The sequence below is a fragment of the Streptomyces sp. SBT349 genome, from assembly GCF_001083795.1.
In the GTDB taxonomy this organism is placed as follows: Bacteria; Actinomycetota; Actinomycetes; order Streptomycetales; family Streptomycetaceae; genus Streptomyces.
Window position 1 is genome coordinate 1 of the sequence record NZ_LAVK01000154.1, and the last position, 16945, is coordinate 16945.

The 16945-nt window shown below is 71.9% G+C and carries 18 protein-coding genes and 1 pseudogene; 15 read left to right on the forward strand and 4 right to left on the reverse strand.

The features are described 5' to 3' along the window. On the reverse strand, window positions 1-249 hold a 249-nt coding region (locus tag ADY01_RS19570), incomplete at its 3' end, for a hypothetical protein (RefSeq protein ID WP_049575058.1). Between the two features lie 23 nt (window positions 250-272). On the opposite strand from ADY01_RS19570, the gene ADY01_RS19575 reads away from it, so the two are divergent. The 14 genes from ADY01_RS19575 to ADY01_RS19640 all read left to right on the forward strand — a co-directional run bounded on the left by ADY01_RS19575 (window position 273) and on the right by ADY01_RS19640 (window position 13789). Next, the gene (locus tag ADY01_RS19575; RefSeq protein WP_049575062.1) at window positions 273-1334 is read left to right on the forward strand and encodes a galactitol-1-phosphate 5-dehydrogenase; all 1062 of its coding nucleotides are present in this window, start codon (window positions 273-275) and stop codon (window positions 1332-1334) included. Further along, window positions 1331-2917 (forward strand): FGGY-family carbohydrate kinase, encoded by a 1587-nt coding sequence (locus ADY01_RS19580; RefSeq protein ID WP_053170989.1) that lies wholly within the window; start codon window positions 1331-1333, stop codon window positions 2915-2917. Before ADY01_RS19575 ends, ADY01_RS19580 begins: the two co-directional genes overlap by 4 nt. Further along, window positions 2914-3879, forward strand: a complete 966-nt coding sequence (locus ADY01_RS19585; RefSeq protein WP_049575065.1) for a sugar-binding transcriptional regulator — start codon at window positions 2914-2916, stop codon at window positions 3877-3879. Before ADY01_RS19580 ends, ADY01_RS19585 begins: the two co-directional genes overlap by 4 nt. A gap of 7 nt (window positions 3880-3886) precedes the next feature. After that, a complete protein-coding gene (locus ADY01_RS19590) occupies window positions 3887-5473 on the forward strand; it encodes a sugar ABC transporter ATP-binding protein (protein ID WP_063784287.1) in 1587 nt (528 codons plus the stop codon). Further along, entirely contained in the window at window positions 5470-6480 is a 1011-nt protein-coding gene (locus ADY01_RS19595; RefSeq protein WP_234320315.1) for an ABC transporter permease, read from the forward strand. The genes ADY01_RS19590 and ADY01_RS19595 overlap by 4 nt, the downstream gene beginning before the upstream one ends. Beyond that, the gene (gene deoC / locus ADY01_RS19600; protein WP_199826265.1) at window positions 6473-7417 is read left to right on the forward strand and encodes a deoxyribose-phosphate aldolase; all 945 of its coding nucleotides are present in this window, start codon (window positions 6473-6475) and stop codon (window positions 7415-7417) included. The genes ADY01_RS19595 and deoC overlap by 8 nt, the downstream gene beginning before the upstream one ends. Window positions 7418-7420: 3 nt before the next feature. After that, window positions 7421-8872: an aldehyde dehydrogenase family protein gene (locus tag ADY01_RS19605; protein ID WP_049575070.1), complete on the forward strand. Its 1452-nt coding sequence runs from the start codon at window positions 7421-7423 to the stop codon at window positions 8870-8872. Further along, entirely contained in the window at window positions 8865-9776 is a 912-nt protein-coding gene (locus ADY01_RS19610; protein WP_049575074.1) for an aldehyde dehydrogenase family protein, read from the forward strand. Before ADY01_RS19605 ends, ADY01_RS19610 begins: the two co-directional genes overlap by 8 nt. A gap of 25 nt (window positions 9777-9801) precedes the next feature. After that, entirely contained in the window at window positions 9802-10227 is a 426-nt protein-coding gene (locus tag ADY01_RS19615) for a pyridoxamine 5'-phosphate oxidase family protein (RefSeq protein WP_049575076.1), read from the forward strand. Window positions 10228-10557: 330 nt separating this feature from the next. After that, entirely contained in the window at window positions 10558-11778 is a 1221-nt protein-coding gene (locus ADY01_RS37190; RefSeq protein WP_078900427.1) for a helix-turn-helix domain-containing protein, read from the forward strand. 284 nt (window positions 11779-12062) lie between these two features. Beyond that, window positions 12063-12512 (forward strand): hypothetical protein, encoded by a 450-nt coding sequence (locus ADY01_RS19625; RefSeq protein WP_159001300.1) that lies wholly within the window; start codon window positions 12063-12065, stop codon window positions 12510-12512. Then, window positions 12494-12751, forward strand: coding sequence for a hypothetical protein (locus ADY01_RS19630; protein ID WP_049575086.1), 258 nt, complete (start codon window positions 12494-12496; stop codon window positions 12749-12751). Before ADY01_RS19625 ends, ADY01_RS19630 begins: the two co-directional genes overlap by 19 nt. Further along, the gene (locus ADY01_RS19635; RefSeq protein ID WP_049575088.1) at window positions 12748-12999 is read left to right on the forward strand and encodes a hypothetical protein; all 252 of its coding nucleotides are present in this window, start codon (window positions 12748-12750) and stop codon (window positions 12997-12999) included. Before ADY01_RS19630 ends, ADY01_RS19635 begins: the two co-directional genes overlap by 4 nt. A gap of 601 nt (window positions 13000-13600) precedes the next feature. After that, window positions 13601-13789: a hypothetical protein gene (locus tag ADY01_RS19640; RefSeq protein ID WP_049575090.1), complete on the forward strand. Its 189-nt coding sequence runs from the start codon at window positions 13601-13603 to the stop codon at window positions 13787-13789. Window positions 13790-13961: 172 nt separating this feature from the next. Here ADY01_RS19640 and ADY01_RS19645 read toward each other — a convergent pair whose 3' ends face one another. The 3 genes from ADY01_RS19645 to ADY01_RS19655 form a co-directional block, all read right to left on the reverse strand. Next, complete coding sequence (locus tag ADY01_RS19645; protein WP_049575092.1) at window positions 13962-14240, reverse strand: BBE domain-containing protein; 279 nt, start codon at window positions 14238-14240, stop codon at window positions 13962-13964. A gap of 123 nt (window positions 14241-14363) precedes the next feature. Further along, window positions 14364-15845 carry a caspase, EACC1-associated type gene (locus ADY01_RS19650; RefSeq protein WP_049575095.1) on the reverse strand — a complete coding sequence of 494 codons (1482 nt, stop codon included), beginning with the start codon at window positions 15843-15845 and terminating at the stop codon, window positions 14364-14366. A gap of 4 nt (window positions 15846-15849) precedes the next feature. After that, entirely contained in the window at window positions 15850-16257 is a 408-nt protein-coding gene (locus ADY01_RS19655; RefSeq protein WP_049575099.1) for a hypothetical protein, read from the reverse strand. Window positions 16258-16489: 232 nt separating this feature from the next. On the opposite strand from ADY01_RS19655, the pseudogene ADY01_RS19660 reads away from it, so the two are divergent. Next, window positions 16490-16945: pseudogene (locus ADY01_RS19660) on the forward strand (galactose-1-epimerase); the annotation flags it as partial.

The following is a 16945-nucleotide window of genomic DNA, read 5'->3' on the forward strand; positions in this document are numbered from 1 at the left end:
CCGCACGACCCGCACGACCCGCACCACTCGTACGGCCAGCACGATCCGCAGGACCCGCAGGACCCGCAGGACCCGTACGACCCGCGAGACCCGTATGGCCAGAACGATCCGCGCGATCCGCGCGATCCGCACGACCTGCGGGACCCGCGCGATCCGCAGGACCCGCAGGACCCGCAGGACCCGCCCAATCCGCCCAACCCGTACGACCTGCGAGACCCGTACGGCCAGCACGATCCGCACGACCCGCACGACCCGAGAGGAACCACACGATCATGTCGGAGACCATGCGAGCCGCGGTCCTGCACGCCCCCGGGGACATACGCGTCGAGCAGGTGCCGGTCCCCACCCCTGGCCCCGACGAGGCTCTGGTCCGCGTCGCCGCCTGCGGCGTCTGCGGCTCCGACATCCCGCGGATGCTGCGGCCCGGCGGCGCCTACCACCTGCCGCTGGTCTGCGGCCACGAGTTCGCCGGGCACGTGGTCGCCCTCGGCTCCGAACTGGCCACGGCCGGCACGGTCGCCGAGGGCGACCTGGTCGCCGTGCCCCCGCTGATCCCCTGCCGGCGCTGCTCCTCCTGCGCCCGCGGCCACTTCAGCCTCTGCGAGGACTACGACTACTTCGGCAGCCGCCGCCCCGGCGCCTACGCCGAGTACGTCGCCGTCCCCGCCGGGAACCTGATGGTCCTGCCCGCCGACCTGGACCCGCGCGCCGCCGCCATGCTCGATCCGGCCGCCATCGCCCTCCACGCCGTCTGGCGCACCAAGCTCCGCACCGGCCACCGCGTCGCCGTCGTCGGCGCGGGCCCCATCGGCCTGTTCGCCATCCAGTGGGCGCGCCTGGCGGGCGCCGCCGAGGTGCTGTCCATCGACGTCAGCGAGCAGAAGGCCGCCATGGCGATCGAGGCCGGAGCCACCCACACCGCCACCACCCCCGAGCGCGCCACGGAGCTCGCGGGCGACGGCTACGACGTCATCGTGGAGTCCGCGGGCGTCCCCGCCACCGCCGACCAGGCCGTTTCCCTGGCCGCCCGGCACGGGCACGCCGTGTTCATCGGCATCCCGCACGACCCGGTGGTGCTGCCCAAGCCCTCCTTCAGCAACTTCCTGCGGCGCGAGGTCTCCCTGCACGGCGCGTGGAACTCGTTCTCCGCCCCCTTCCCGGGTGACGAGTGGCGTGTCGCGGCCCGCGCCCTGCGCGACGGGCGGCTGAACTGGAAGTTCATGATCACGCACGAGCTGGGGCTCGACTCCCTGCCCGGCCTCATGCACCAGCTCGGCGAGCGGTCGGTCTTCAGCTCGAAGGTGCTGTTCCTGCCCAACGGAGAACGCCCATGACACAGGTCTCGGCACTGCTGGCCATCGACCTCGGCACCGAGAGCGCCCGCGTCGCGGTCTACGCCGGTGACGGCGCGCTCCTGGGCCAGAGCCAGAGCGGCTACCCCACCCGGTACCCGCACCCGGGCTGGGCCGAGCAGGACCCCGAGGACTGGTGGCGCGCCGTCGTCATCGCCACCCGCGCGGCCCACGCCGAGGCGGGCACGCCGCCCGTCGCCGGCGTCGCCGTGGCCACCACCGCCTCCACCGTCGCCGTCCTCGGCCCCCAGGGCCGTCCGCTGCGCCCCGCGCTGCTGTGGATGGACTCGCGCGCCAGCGCCGAGTCCGAGCGCACCGCCGCCACCGGGCACCCCGTGCTCCGGTACGCGGGCGGCGGCGACGCCGTCGAGTGGCTGGTGCCGAAGGCCATGTGGCTGGCCGGGCACGAGCCCGAGGTCTACCAGGCGGCGGGCCGCATCACCGAGGCCGTCGACTACCTCGTCTGGCGCCTCACCGGCACCTGGGCCGGGTCCCGGATGAACGCCGTCTGCAAGTGGAACCACGACCCGCTGGGCGCCGGGCTCCCCGACGACCTCTACGCCCAACTCGGCGTCCCCGGGCTGCGGGAGAAGCTGCCGGACCGCATCGTCCCGGTCGGCGACCCCATCGCGCCCGTGAGCGCGCGGGCCCGCGCCGACCTGGGCATCGGCGGCGAGGCCGTGGTCTCCTCGGGCGGCATCGACGCCCATCTGTCGCTGCTGGCCATCGGCGGCCCGCGCACCGGCCGCGTCTCCGTCGTCTCCGGCACCTCCACCGCGTTCGTCACCGAGATCGCCGACCCCGTCTTCCCGCCCACCGTCTGGGGCCCCTACCCCGACGCCCTGACCGCGGGCCGCTGGCTCGTCGAGGGCGGCCAGGTCACCTCCGGGTCGGTCCTGACCTGGGTGGGCGAGCAGCTCCTGGGCCGCCCCCGCACCGAGCTGCCCGAGCTGATCAGGGCGGCCTCCGCGCTGCCCCCGGGCGAGCACGGCCTCGTCGTCCTCGACTACTTCATGGGCAACCGCACCCCCCTGCGCGACCCCAGGCTGCGCGGTGCCGTCCTCGGCCTGACCGCGGGCACCCGCCCCGAGGAGGTCTACCGCGCGGCCGTCGAGGGCGTCGCCTACGGCACCCGGCAGGTCCTCGACTCGTTCGTCGAGGGCGGCGTCCCGGTGGACGAGGTCTTCGTCTCCGGCGGGATACGGCACAACCCGCTGTGGCTGCGCACCACCGCCGACGTCCTGGGCCGCCCCCTCCACCTCGTCCGCGGCGACAACCTGACGCTGCGCGCCTGCGCCGTCATCGCCGCCGCGGGCATCGACGGCGGCTCGGCCACGCTGGCCGAGGCCGCCGCCGGGTTCGCCCCGGCCGCCGAGCTGGTCGAGCCCGACGGCACCACCCGCGACCTGCACGAACGCGGCTACGCCGACTACCTCGCCGCCACCGCCGCCACCCGCTCCATCGCCCACCGGCTGAGCGACCCGAGCCGCACCGCTACGAGCCCCGCCGCCGCCCCCAGGGCCACGGCCACCGCCGCCGCGCCCGCGAGGGGAGGCCCCCGGTGAACGGACCCGAGGACGAGGCCCTGCTCTACCAGGTCGCCACCCTCTACTACGAGCGGAACCTCACCCAGGAACAGATCGGCTCCCAGCTCCACTTCACCCGCTGGAAGGTCGGCCGGATGCTGTCCGAGGCGCGCGAGGCCGGGATCGTGCGCATCGAGGTCGTCCACCCCACGACGCGCATGCACGACCTGGAGGAACGCCTCACCTCCCGCTTCGGCCTGCGCGACGCCGTCGTGGTGGCCCGCGCCCGCGCCGAGACCGACGAGGAGCTGCGCGCCCGCGTCGCCGAGGCGGGCGCCGACTACCTCTCCCGGCTGCGCCCCTCGCCCAGCCTGCTCGGCGTCTCCTGGGGCCGCACCCTCGACCACCTCGCCCGCGCCCTCACGCCCGGCTGGGCCCACGGCGTGCACGTCGTCCAGATCAACGGCGGCCTCAGCCGCTCCCGGCGGCCGAGTTCCGCCCAGGACATGGCCAGCCGCATCGCCCACCAGGGCCACGGCACCGTCACGGTGCTGCCCGCGCCCGCCATCGTGGAGCAGGAGACCACCCGCCGGGTGCTGGAGAACGACGCGGCCGTGGCCGAGGTCCTCGACCTCGCCTCGTCCGCCGACACCGCCCTGTTCAGCCCCGGTGGCATAGGGAGCGACTCGGTCCTCGTCGGCTCCGGCTACCTCGACGCCCCCGACCTGAGGCGGCTGGCCCACGCGGGCGCGGTCGGCGACGTCGCGGGCCGCTTCATCGACGCCTCGGGACAGATCGTCGACCCGGACCTGGACGCCCGCACCCTCGGCATGCCCCTGGACGAACTGCGCCGCCGCCCGGTCTCCGTCGCCGTCGTCTCCGGCGTCGCCAAGCACGCGGTGTGCGCCGCCGTCGTCACCAGCGGCCTGTGCAACACCCTCGTCACCGACGACCACACCGCCCACCACCTGCTCAACCCCGACCAGTGCGAGGAGTCGTGAGCGCGTCATGAGTACCGCCGAAACAGCGCCCCGCGCCGTGCCGCGCCCGGAGATACCCCGCCTGGAGATGCGCGGCATCGTCAAGCGGTTCCCCGGAACGCTCGCCTGCGACCACGCCGAGCTGACCGTGCGCCCGGGGGAGACGCACTGCCTGCTCGGCGAGAACGGCGCGGGCAAGAGCACGTTGATGAAGATCCTCTCCGGCTCCTACCAGCCGGACGAGGGCGAGATCCTCGTCGACGGCGAACCGGTCCGCATCACCAGCCCGCAGGCGGGCATGGCCGCGGGCATCGCCGTGATCTACCAGGAGCTCGACCTCATACCCGACCTCACGGTCGCCCAGAACCTCCTGCTCGGCCGCACCCCCTCCTACGGCCCCCTGGTCCGCGGCAAGCGCCGTGCCGAGCTCGCCAGGGCCGCCGTCGCCCGCGTCGGCGGCGACTTCCCCGTCACCGCGAAGGTCCGTGATCTGCCCATCGCCGCCCAGCAGTTGACCGCCATCGCCAAGGCGCTCACCGCCGAGGCCCGGATCATCGTCATGGACGAGCCCTCCGCCACCCTGGGCGAGAACGACCTGCGCAAGGTGCTGGACCTGATCCGTTCCCTGACCGCCGAGGGCCGCTCGGTCATCTACATCTCCCACCGCATGGACGAGGTGATGGAGATCGGCGACCGGGCCACCGTGCTGCGCGACGGCCGCACCGTCGACGTCCGCGACATCGCCACGACCACCGCCGACCAGCTGGTGGCGGCCATGATCGGCCAGGCGCGCGAGCTGGTGCGCACCACCCGCCGCCCCAGGCCCGAGGGGCCGCCGCTGCTGGAGATCGGCTCCGTGCGTGCCAAGGGCCTCATCGACGTCGAGGACATCACCGTCCGCGCGGGCGAGGTCGTCGGCCTGGCCGGGCTCGGCGGCGCCGGACGCACCACCCTGCTCAAGGCCCTCTTCGGCGACGGCAGGGCCGCCGTCTCGCTCCGGCTCGACGGCGAGGAGCTGCGCCTGCGCGGCCCCGGGTCCGCCGTGCGGGCCGGGATCGCCCTCGTGCCCGAGAGCCGCAAGGAACAGGGCCTCATGCTGGGCCTGTCCGTCGGCCGCAACGCGGGCGTCACCACCCTGGGCCGCCCCCCGTGGCTCGCCCCCCGCCGCACCGGCCGGCGCCGCGCCGCCGGGGCCCTGGCCGACCTCGGCGTCAAGCACGCCTCGGCCGACCAGCTCGTGGGCCAGCTCTCCGGCGGGAACCAGCAGAAGGTCGTCCTCGCCAAGTGGATCACCCGCGGCGGCGTGCGGGTCCTGCTCCTCGACGAGCCCACCAGGGGACTCGACGTCGGCGCCAAGGCCGACCTCTACCGGCAGGTCAGGCGCCTCGCGGACGAGGGCGTCGCCGTGCTGCTCGCCAGCAGCGAACTCAACGAGCTGACCGCCAACGCCGACCGCGTCTGGGTGCTCCACGAGGGCCGCAACGTCGCCTGCTTCGACCCCCGCACCACCGCGGAGAACGACATCGCGCACGCCGTCATCACCGGAGCGGCGCCCGGCTCCCACGCAGGCGCCCCCCACAGCGACACCGACACCGACTCTGGAGCGACAGCATGACCATGACCGCTACCGAGGAGCGGACCGACGAGCGGAACGTCCTGCGCAGGAATCTCGCCGGGCGCCGGGGCGCGGAGCTCATCGTCAAGTTCAACCTGGTCCTGGTCTTCCTCGCGCTGTGCGCCGTGGCGACCGTGCTCGCCCCCGAGTTCCTGACCACGCGCAACCTGTCGAACCTGCTCCAGCAGTCCGCGCTGACCGGCATCGTCGCGGTGGGCATGACCCTGGTCATCCTGACCGCCGGCATCGACCTGTCCGTGGGCAGCGTCGCGGCCTTCGGCGGCATGACCGTGGCGCTGCTGATCGACAACGACATGAACTTCGTGCTCGCGATCCTCATCAGCCTGGCCGCGGGCGCGGGCTTCGGCGCGATCATGGGCGGCCTCTCCGCCTACCTGTCGCTGCCCGCGTTCATGACCACCCTCGCGGGGCTCACCGCGATACGCGGCCTGTCGTATCTGCTGACCGACGGCGAACCGGCCAACGCCGACACCTCCGAGACGTTCCAGCTGATCGGCGGCGGCTTCGTCGGTTACATCCCCATCGCGGGACTGATCTTCGTCGGCATCGCCATCCTCGCCGGCCTGGTCCTGCGCGGCACGACCTTCGGCGAGTACATCTACGCCGTCGGCAGCAACAAGGAGGCGGCCCGGCTCTCGGGACTTCCGGTCCGGGGCGTCATCACCGCCGTCTTCGCCATCTCCGGCATGCTGTCGGCCCTCGCCGGGGTGCTGCTGACCTCCCGGCTCACCATCGGCCAGCCCACCGCGTTCGACGGCATGGAACTGGACGCCATCGCCGCGGTCGTCCTCGGCGGCACCAACCTCTTCGGCGGCCGGGGCGGCGTCATGGGCACCTTCGTCGCCGTGCTGCTGCTCTCCGTCCTGCGCAACCTCTGCAATCTGATGGGCCTCGGCTCCTTCTTCCAGATGGTCGTCACCGGCCTCATCCTGGTGGTCGCGCTCATCCTCAACATGGCTATAGAAAAGCGGGGTTCCCGTGCCTGATATCGCCCTGACTCCCGGCCCAGGGGCCACCGGCGCCGCGTGGCGCTCCTATCTCCACGGTCTGCCAGGGGTGGACGCGGTGGGGTTGGAGGCGCGTGCGGCGGCGTTGGCGACGCGTTCGATCAAGACGTCGGCGAAGGCGTTCGCGATCGATCTGGCGATCTCGATGATCGATCTGACGACGCTGGAGGGTGCGGACACGCCGGGCAAGGTGCGTTCGCTCTGCGCCAAGGCCATGCACCCCGACGCGTCGGACGGCTCGGCGCCGAAGGTGGCGGCCGTGTGCGTCTACCCCGACATGGTGCCCACCGCGGTCGCCGCGCTGCGCGGCAGCGGCGTGGGCGTCGCCTCGGTGGCCACCGCCTTCCCCTCGGGCCGGGCCCCGCTGGAGGCCAAGCTGCTCGACACCCGCTCGGCCGTCGCGGCGGGCGCCTCGGAGATCGACATGGTCATCGACCGGGGCGCGTTCCTGGCCGGTGACTACCTGAAGGTGTTCGAGGAGATCGTGGCGGTGCGGGAGGCGTGCGGGGACGCGCACCTGAAGGTCATCCTGGAAACGGGGGAACTGGCCACGTACGACAACGTGCGGCGCGCGTCCTGGCTGGCGATGCTGGCGGGCGCGGACTTCATCAAGACATCGACCGGCAAGGTGCCTTCGGCCGCGACGCTGCCGGTGACCCTGCTGATGTTGGAGGCGGTGCGTGACTTCCTGGTGGTGTCGGGGCGGCAGGTGGGGGTGAAGGCCGCGGGGGGGATCCGGTCGTCGAAGGATGCGGTGCGGTATCTGGTGGTGGTGAATGAGACGGCGGGTGAGGCGTGGCTGGATCCGGGGTGGTTCCGGTTCGGTGCGTCGAGTCTGCTGAATGATTTGCTGATGCAGCGGCGGAAGCTTGTGTCGGGTGTGTACGCGGGTCCTGACTATGTGGCGGTGGACTGAATCATGGCTGATCGTGTGAGTGGTGGAGCGTTCGGGTATGCGCCGGCGCCGGAGTCGGCGGGGCTGGCGCGGATCGCGCCGTCGTATGGGTTGTTCATCGATGGTGGGTTTCGTGAGGCGGCGGGGGGTGGGGTGTTCAAGACGGTGTCTCCGGCGAGTGAGGAGGTGTTGTCGGAGGTGGCCGGGGGCACGGCGGTGGATGTGGATGCGGCGGTGGCTGCGGCGCGTGCGGCGTTCCCCGGGTGGTCTCGGCTGCCGGGGGTGGAGCGGGGGAAGTATCTGTTCCGGATCGCGCGGCTGGTTCAGGAGCGGGCGCGGGAGTTGGCGGTGCTGGAGTCGCTGGACAACGGCAAGCCGATCCGGGAGTCGCGGGATGTGGATCTTCCGCTGGTGGCGGCGCATTTCTTCTATTACGCGGGGTGGGCGGACAAGCTGGCGCATGCCGGGTTCGGGCCTGCTCCGGGGCCGTTGGGGGTGGCGGGTCAGGTCATTCCGTGGAATTTCCCGCTGCTGATGCTGGCGTGGAAGATCGCCCCCGCGTTGGCCACGGGGAACACGGTGGTGTTGAAGCCTGCGGAGACGACGCCGTTGTCGGCGTTGCGGTTCGCGGAGATCTGTGTGCAGGCGGGGTTGCCGGCGGGTGTGGTGAACATCGTGACGGGGGACGGGGCCGCGGGTGCGGCGCTGGTGGAGCATCCGGGGGTGGACAAGGTGGCGTTCACCGGGTCGACGGCGGTGGGGCGGGGGATCGCCCGCAGCGTGGCCGGGACACGGAAGAAGGTCACCCTGGAACTGGGGGGGAAGGCGGCGAACATCGTGTTCGATGACGCGCCGCTGGACCAGGCGGTGGAGGGGATCGTGAACGGGATCTTCTTCAACCAGGGGCATGTGTGCTGCGCGGGGTCGCGTCTTTTGGTGCAGGAGTCGGTGGCCGAGGAGGTGGTCTCCGCGCTGAAACGGCGGATGGCGTCGCTGCGGGTGGGTGACCCGCTGGACAAGAACACCGATGTGGGCGCGGTGAACTCGGCCGCGCAGCTGGAGAGGATCCGGGAGCTGGCGGACGCGGGGGTGGCCGAGGGCGCGCAGCGCTGGTCCGCGCCCTGCCGGCTGCCCGCGACCGGGTTCTGGTTCGCGCCGACGGTGTTCACGCAGGTGTCGCAGGCGCACCGGATCGCGCGGGAGGAGATCTTCGGCCCGGTGCTGTCGGTGCTGACGTTCCGCACGCCCGAGGAGGCGGTGGCCAAGGCGAACAACACCCCCTACGGCCTGTCGGCGGGGGTGTGGACGGAGAAGGGCTCGCGGATGCTGTGGATGGCCGGGCGGCTGCGGGCCGGGGTGGTGTGGTCGAACACGTTCAACAAGTTCGACCCCACCTCACCGTTCGGCGGATACCGCGAATCGGGATACGGCCGCGAAGGCGGCCGCCACGGACTGGAGCCCTACCTCAATGTCTGAGCAGAAGCAGAAGACCGACCCCGGCCCCCTCGACGCCACCGCCCCGCGGATCGGTGTGCTGAAGACGTACAAGCTGTTCATCGGGGGCGCCTTCCCCCGGTCCGAGTCCGGGCGGGTCTACGAGGTGACCGATCACACAGGGCAGTGGCTGGCCAACGCCCCCCACGCCTCCCGCAAGGACGCCCGGGACGCGGTCACCGCCGCACGCAAAGCCTTCCCCACATGGTCCGGGACGACCGCCTACAACCGCGGGCAGATCCTCTACCGGATCGCGGAAATGCTCCAGGGCCGCCACGCCCAGTTCACCCGCGAGGTCGCCCAGGCCGAAGGACTCACCCCGAACGAGGCCGCCGCAGTGGTGGACGCCGCGGTGGACCGGTGGGTCTGGTACGCCGGATGGGCCGACAAGACCACGCAGATCGCCGGCTCGGCCAACCCCGTCGCCGGCCCCTACTTCAACCTCTCCACCCCCGAACCCACCGGCACCGTCGCCATCCTCGCCCCCCAGCACTCCTCCCTCCTCGGCCTGATCTCCGTCCTGGCCCCCGTCATCACCACCGGCAACACCGCCATCCTCATCACCTCCACCACACGCCCCCTGCCCGCACTGACCCTCGCCGAAGTCCTGGCCACCTCCGACCTCCCCGGCGGCGTCGTCAACATCCTCTCCGGCCACGCCACCCAGCTCGGCCCCGTCCTGGCCGCCCACCAGGACATCAACGCCCTCGACCTCACCGGCGCGGACACCCACGAACTGGCCACCCACCTCGAAGCCACCGCCGCCGACACCCTCAAACGCGTCCACCGCCCCCACCCCACCGAAGACTTCACCACCGACCCCGGCACCACCCGCCTCCTGGCCCACCTCGAAACCAAAACCGTCTGGCACCCCACCGGCACCTGACACACCCCGCCGTTAGGGTGGCGGCATGGCTTTGATCCGCGAAGAACGTGAACTGTTCCTTGCCGAGCCGCATGTCGCCGCCCTGGCGGTGGACGCGGGAGAGGGGCGCGCCCCGTTGACGGTGCCCATCTGGTACGCGTACGAGCCAGGTGGCGAGGTGCTGGTCATGACCGGCGCGGACTCGGTCAAGGCGCGGCGCGTACGGGCCGCGGGGCGCTTCTCGCTGATGGTCGACCGGGTGGAGCCGACCATCCGCTACGTCACGGTGGAGGGCCCGGTCACGGGCACCTCCGAGGTGGACCGCGAGGCGGTCACCCGTATGGCCGCCCGTTACCTGGCCCCGGAGAAGGTGGAGGGCTACGTGGACGTCGCCCTCGCCGAGCACGGCGACCAGATCATCTTCCACATGACCCCCGAACACTGGCTGAGCGCCGACCTCGGCACCGTCTGACCCGACCGACCACGTTGGCCGGGCCCCTCACGGGAGCCCGGCCCTCGTCGCCACGACACCACGGGTGCGTTCAAGGAGCTCTGCGGCCTGGGCGCATCCCGGTCCAGAGTTTCTTCTCAAGACCGCGCGCCTACCGGCGCGCGGGCGGCCCCGGGCCGCCCTCGGGACGGGCACGCGGCCTTCGGCCGGTCCCGACTCGGAGCGTTCCGCCGCAGCCGCCTGTAGCACAACGGCCCTACCTCACCGAGCGGGTGAGGCAGGGCCGTTCGCTGTTCCCCGGTGGGAGCCGGGGGTACCGTTCTAAGTGCCACCTCAGAACTGGGAGACAGTATGCCCGACCACACCGGCCGGGGATACGACCCCTCGATCGGGCGTCGTATTCAGGCAATCCGAAACCAGCGGGGATTAACACAGCACGGTCTTGCGCAGCGCGCGCATATCTCGTACAGCGCGCTGACCAAAGTTGAGTCAGGTCACAAGGCGGCGTCACCTACGGTTACAGCGGCGTGCGCGCGAGCACTGCGCGTACCGGTCACCGACCTCACCGGGCAACCCTACTTCGACGCCTTGAAAAAGGACCAACTAGAGGAACTCGTGCAACCGCTGCGCCATGCGGTCGCTAATCCTCTCCTCGCTGCTCCGGACACGGCCCCTCGCCCGCTGGCTGCGCTGCGCGCTGACCTCGATGCGCTGGACGAAAGCCGCCGCCGAGGTGAGTACATGGCCATCGGGACCAAGGTGCCCGCCGTGGTTGACGAACTCCTTCACCTGATTGAAGAAGTGCCCGCCGGAATAGAGCGACAGCGGACATACGGCATGCTCGCTCAGGCATATCGCCTAGCACAGAACTTCACCCACAAGCTGGGATTTCTAGATTTGGCACTCTTGTCACTAGATCGCATGGAGCAGGCGGCTTCCCGTTCAGACGACCCCTATCTGCCGGTCGTGATCTGCCACTACAGGTCAAATTACTTTTTGCACCACGGTGGCTATGAAATCGGCCTGAGGGAGGTTTCTGCGTGGATGCGACGCCTTGAAGAACCGGTGCGCCAGGGCGACCTGAGAGCGACGTCGGCCATGGGCACCATGCACCTGAAAGCAGCCGTCCTGCACTCCCGTCGCCGCAGGCTGACCTCACCGGATGAGGTCAGCACACACATTGGAGAAGCGCGGGCCCTGGCCCGCAACACAGCGGGACAACCTGACCCCTACGGACTAATCTTCGATGCGCACAATGTCGAGGTGCACCAGACATCGACGCAACTCGATCTGGGAAACCCGGCCGCTGCTGTCGAGCACGGGTTGTCGCTCAAGCTGCCGAACGGATGGGCGATGAATCGGGCAGGGCACCACTACATGGACATGGCCAGGGCGCTGGAACGGATTGGGCGCCGCGATGCTGCCCTGAAGAACCTGGTGGAGGCGCGTGCGGCTGCCCCGGCTCAAACGCGGTATCACCCGACTACCCGCGAGACCACCCTGGCCCTCTTGCGAGGTCGCGGCGCGCCATCGCCGAAGCTGAGCGAGTATGCGTCTTGGGTGGGCATCTGACGGGCCACACGTCAACTGGCTCGGCTTTCACTCTTCTGTGAAAGTCGGGCCGCGCCTGTCTCGGCACTTTGTGACTGTCAGCACTGAGACGGTCACTGGAGCCCGATCATGACGAGCACCCCCCGAACGCCCTCGGAACCCGCGCCCCGGCCGCTGGACGACACGCCGCCGGTCCTGATCGACGGCCGTACCTGCCCGCCGGTGACGGCCCGAGAGTGGTGCCCCGGTTGTCGGGACACCACCGAGTCGCCGACTCCGCGCACCTGTCCGGAGAGCGCGCGGTGATGCCGACGAACCTGCGTCTGATGCCGGTGTGCATCGACTGCCGCGAGCGGATCCGGGAGGCGCGTCCGGTCCCGGTCGCGGTGCATCCCGAGGGCCGGATCCTCGCCGTCGGCCCTGACTGCCTGATCACCGGCCGGTGGATTCCCCTCGCGCAGCGCCCGCAGCTCGGCTCGGGCGAGCCGTTGAACTACCCGCCCGAGCCGCTCATGCCCGAGCGCCTGATCCGCCGCCTCGCGTACCTCGGCCCCCGCCCCGACCTTAGGCCGCTGATTGAACGGGTCGTCTCCGCGTGGGCCCTCACGACCTTGGAGTGGCTGCTGACGGCGGAGGAGATGACCGACGCGAACAGAGAACTCCGGGATGCTGTTGCCGAGTTGCGGGCCGAGACCCGTGGCAGGCTCCTCGCCGTACCGGACGGGGGTGACGCGTCGTGCGGGGACTCCGCCTGACATCGCCGGATCCCGAGCGCTGGCAGGACGAACGCATCGTGGACCGCTGCTGGATCGGCTGTGACCCGGAGGTGAAACAGGCGGTCATGTGGGTAGGCCGCGCCACCCTCTCCGGCGTCGCCGGGGACGCCTCGGCGGACGTCTACGCGTGCGACGTGTGCCTCGCCCATCTCTACGCCATGGCCCGCGCCGCCCAGTACGAGCGCGACCGGCCCGAGCACCTCAGGAGCGCCTCGTGACCGCGCACGCGCCCGGGACGGTCGCCGTACCCCTGGAGGTGGACGTGTACAGCGTCCGCCGGGGCGACGAGGTGATGATCGGCGCGCAGCCGTTCACCGTCCAGGACATGTTCGCCCTGGCCAACGGTCGGCGCCGCCTGGAGTTCACAGGCGGCGAAGCGTTCACCATGAACAGGACCACCGTCCTGTGGATCACGCGCCGTGTCTCCCCGGCACGCCGCCGACGGGCCTACGGCCCGCCACCCTAGACCGCCCTGCCATGGCAGGGCGCCCGCCCGCCTCCCGCTGATTCACACCACCCGGAGGCGGGCGGGAACACCACACCCCCGCCGCAGAGGTGGCACAGGAGATCACCAACGACCTCCGACGCCTCACCTGAACCCGCCCGCGCCGGTGTCCGCCTCTGCACCGACCGCGCGGGCGGCGTTCCGGAACGTCAGGCGACCCGCCCGGAGCACCCCGGCCGCCGCCCTGCGAAGTGGCGGCGGCCGGGGCCCACTCGCCGCAGCACGCCAGGAGACCGGCCATGGCCAACGGGAAGGAACACCGGGGTTCTGGTCCGTGGCCGGGGCGGGCGGCATGCGGTGCGGCAGGGGCGGCCGGTTTGGCGCGAGCCTCAGGAGCGGGGCTCAACCGGGCTGATGCGGGCAGGCCAAGGGCTGCCCGGCTCGCGGCAAGCGTACGGCCCCGCTCCCTCACGCCAAACCGGCCGCCACCCACCACCCCGCACACCACCCGCAACCGCACCCGACCCGCCCAGCCACCCCAGGTCACCATCCCGCAACGGTCTCAACCGCCGCAAAGCCGCAGGCCAGAGGCCACCCTTAGCGCCGAAGCTGCGACCAGCTCATGATCGGCGGACACCCGTTCATCGTGCAGGACATCACCAGCACCACCACCGGCAAGTTGATCACCTTCACCACCGGCGAGCACTTCACCATGCTGGCTCACTCCGTGCTGTGGGCCGCCCGCCGCATGGACCCGCGCCGAAGGCCCGCCCCGGTCACCCGCAAGGAACAACCCCGTGGACGCCGCTGACCAGATCGCCACGCAAGACGACCCATCGGCGCCTGGGCCTACCTCGCCCGCTCGCAGAGCGAACCACCGGAACCACGCACCAGAGCCGCGGAACCGTCCGACACGAACACCGGGCGCGGATGCCGCGCGCAAGCGCGGTGAGAGCACCGCCGACCGCCCGCCCTCCGAGCCGTCACGGGGACCGGAGGGCGGGCAGCGTGCCCGGGGGGATGTTGTGGTTCAGGCGGAACAGGTTATCCGGGTCGTGCGTGGCCTTGAGGGACCGCAGGCGCTCGTAGACGGGGCCCTCGTAGGCCGCGCGGATCCGCTCGGGGGTGGCGTCGGCCATGGACAGGATGTTGGGGAACTTCCGACCGTGGGCCCACGGGCGGACCGCGCCCATCAACTCCGTGCCGCACTCGCGCCGTTCGTCCGCCTCGCCGGGCCCGACGAGCGTCAGCGCGTAGATCATGACCGTAGGCGCGCGTCCGCGCGGGCCGCGGGCGCGGCGGCGGCGCCGGGGCCGGGTTCCCCTGTTCGGCTGCCCGGCCCCTCCCGGGGCCCCAGGCGGAGGGCGCGGGCGGGCGCGGGAGGGCTACCCCTCGGGCGTGACCCGGACCCAGATGAGCAGGTGGCCGCGGCCCGAGCCGTCCAGGCGCATGGCGCCGAGACGGGGCAGGCGCACCGTCTGGCCCGACGTGAGCCCGGCCGGGAGCCGGACCGTGCGCCGACCCTCCAGCGTCGGCACCTGGATCGTGCCGCCCCGCCTGGCCAGGGTGCCGGACACGTCCACCGTGTGCCGCAGGTCGTCGCCGTGCCGTTCGAGGTCGGGGTGGGGCAACTGGCGGGTCTCGACGTACAGGTCAGCGGCCGGGCCACCGCCGAGTCCGACCTCGCCCTCCCCGGAGAACCGGATGAACGTCCCCGGCTCGACCCCGGCCGGGATCTTGATGGTCAGGGTCCGGCGGAGCCCCACCCGGCCCTCGCCCTCGCACGCGTGGCACGGCGAGGGGATGAACCTCCCGCGCCCGCGGCAGACCGGGCAGGGCACGGGCTCGCCGCCGCCATCCGCGGCGGCGGTCAGGTCCCCCTCCCCCGCGCAGTGCGCGCAGCGGAGCGACGTCGTGCCGGGCGCGGTGCCCGCCCCCTCGCAGGCTTCGCAGAGGGCGGCGGTGTCCACCGTGATGTCCTTGGTGGTGCCCAGGGCCATCTCGACCAGCTCCAGGTCGAGGGCGATCCGCGCGTCCGTCCCCCGGCGGCGGCGCCCGGGGAACGGCTCGCCGGCGCCCTGGACCTCCTGGACCTGCCCGCGGCGGACGCGCACCCTGGCGATGGTGACCCGGTACTCCAACTCCGCCCACATGCGGGGCGTCTGCCGCGCGCCGCCGCGGTGGACGTACTCGTAGACGTAGTCGTACAGCTCGGTCACCGAGATCCGGCCGTCGCCGTCGCCGTCCGCGTCCCCGGTGCGCAGCCCTTCGATCAGCGCGCCGGTGAACTCGGACGGCTGCGGCGCCGCCCGCTCCAGGCGCCCGCCCTCCCAGGCGTACTCGGTCCTGCTGGTAGCCGTGATGACCGCCCGCCCGTTTCCCGACAGCTCCTCCCGGACGTGGACGGAGTCGTCCCCCCTGGTCCCGGGCAGGAACGCGCCGCTGTAGCAGCAGTCGAGCAGCACCACGATCGTGCGGGCCCGGCAGCGGGCCATCAGCTCGTGCAGGAAGGCGGCGGAGACGGCCGTGGAGGCCGGCAGGTCCTTCTCGGTGTCGCGGGCGGCGAAGTAGAGGCGGCCGTCGTCGTCCTTCAGGCCGTGGCAGGACAGGTGGAGCAGCAGCAGGTCGTGGCGGCTCCGGTTGCGGAAGAAGCGCTCCAGCGAACGCCTGGTCTCGGATGCGGTGGTGTCCACCAGCTGTTCGACGCGGAAGTCCCCGATCATGGGATCGCCGAGCACGGCGGCGAGCCCCGAGCAGTCCTGGCGGGGCGAGCGCAGCGGCCGGAGGGCGGGGTCGTCGTAGGCGCCGGTGGCGATCAGCAGCGCGTCCCGGCTTCCGCCCCCGGCCCCGGCCTCGGGGCCCGTCACCTGATCACTCCCCGGTCGGTCCCGACCCGGAACGGCGCCCGGCCTCGTCCACGAAGAGGTCGATCAGGCGACGCCGCTCCTCGGCCGAGGCGTGCCCCAATTCGATGCTGCCGCCGTCGAGTTCGACACGCACCGTGGTGTCCGGGCGGTTCTGGAGCCAGGTGTCGACCAGGTGCAGGACCTGACGCACGAGGAACGGGGCCGCGGTGACCACCAGGGCGCCGACGGCGACCGTCGTGCCCGCCTTCGCGCCGTCCGGCAGCCCTCCGACCGCGGGAGCCCGCCGAACGTCCTCGACGTCGAGTTCGAGCAGATCGTTCCTCAACTGCGCGGTGAGGCCGTCGAGTTCCTCCGTGTCACTGTCCGGCGCCCCCACCAGTTCGAGGCGCAGGCCGCTGGCCCCGCTGCTCATCGTCCCCCCGATGCCGTGGACTTGGGCCCCTCAGTGTAGCCAGGGAAGTGTGGTCGGGGAGAGGAAGTCTCCGTCGCGACCATTGACAGAGGGCCACCCACGTCACTACGTTCACCGCACATTTCGAACACCGTACGTCATATCGAACGTCAGGCATCGGCACCAGGGCACAGCGCCGCGGCCTCCCCAGCGGACGGGGACGGCCCCCATCACCCCGAAGGAGCCGCACCTCATGGCACCGAACCGACGCACCTTCCTCACCTCGTCCGCCGCGCTGGCGGCCGGAGTCGCGGCCACCGCGGGAACGGCCCGCGCGAGCGGGGGCGGCGGTCCGCGGCGCGAGCCGTTCGGCACTCTCCCCGACGGCACCGCGATCGACCGCTGGACCCTCACCCGCGGATCCACCCGCGTGGGGATCCTCAGCTACGGCGGCATCGTCCAGACCCTCGAACTCCCCGACCGGGACGGCCACCGGGCCAACGTCTCCCTCGGCTTCGACCACCTCGACCCCTACCTCACCGACTCCCCCTACTTCGGCGCCCTCATCGGCCGCTACGGCAACCGCATAGCCGCCGGCCGCTTCACCCTCGACGGCACCGAACACCACCTCCCCCTCAACGACGGCCCCAACACCCTCCACGGCGGCACCACCGGCTTCGACAAACACGTCTGGGACGTCACCCCCACC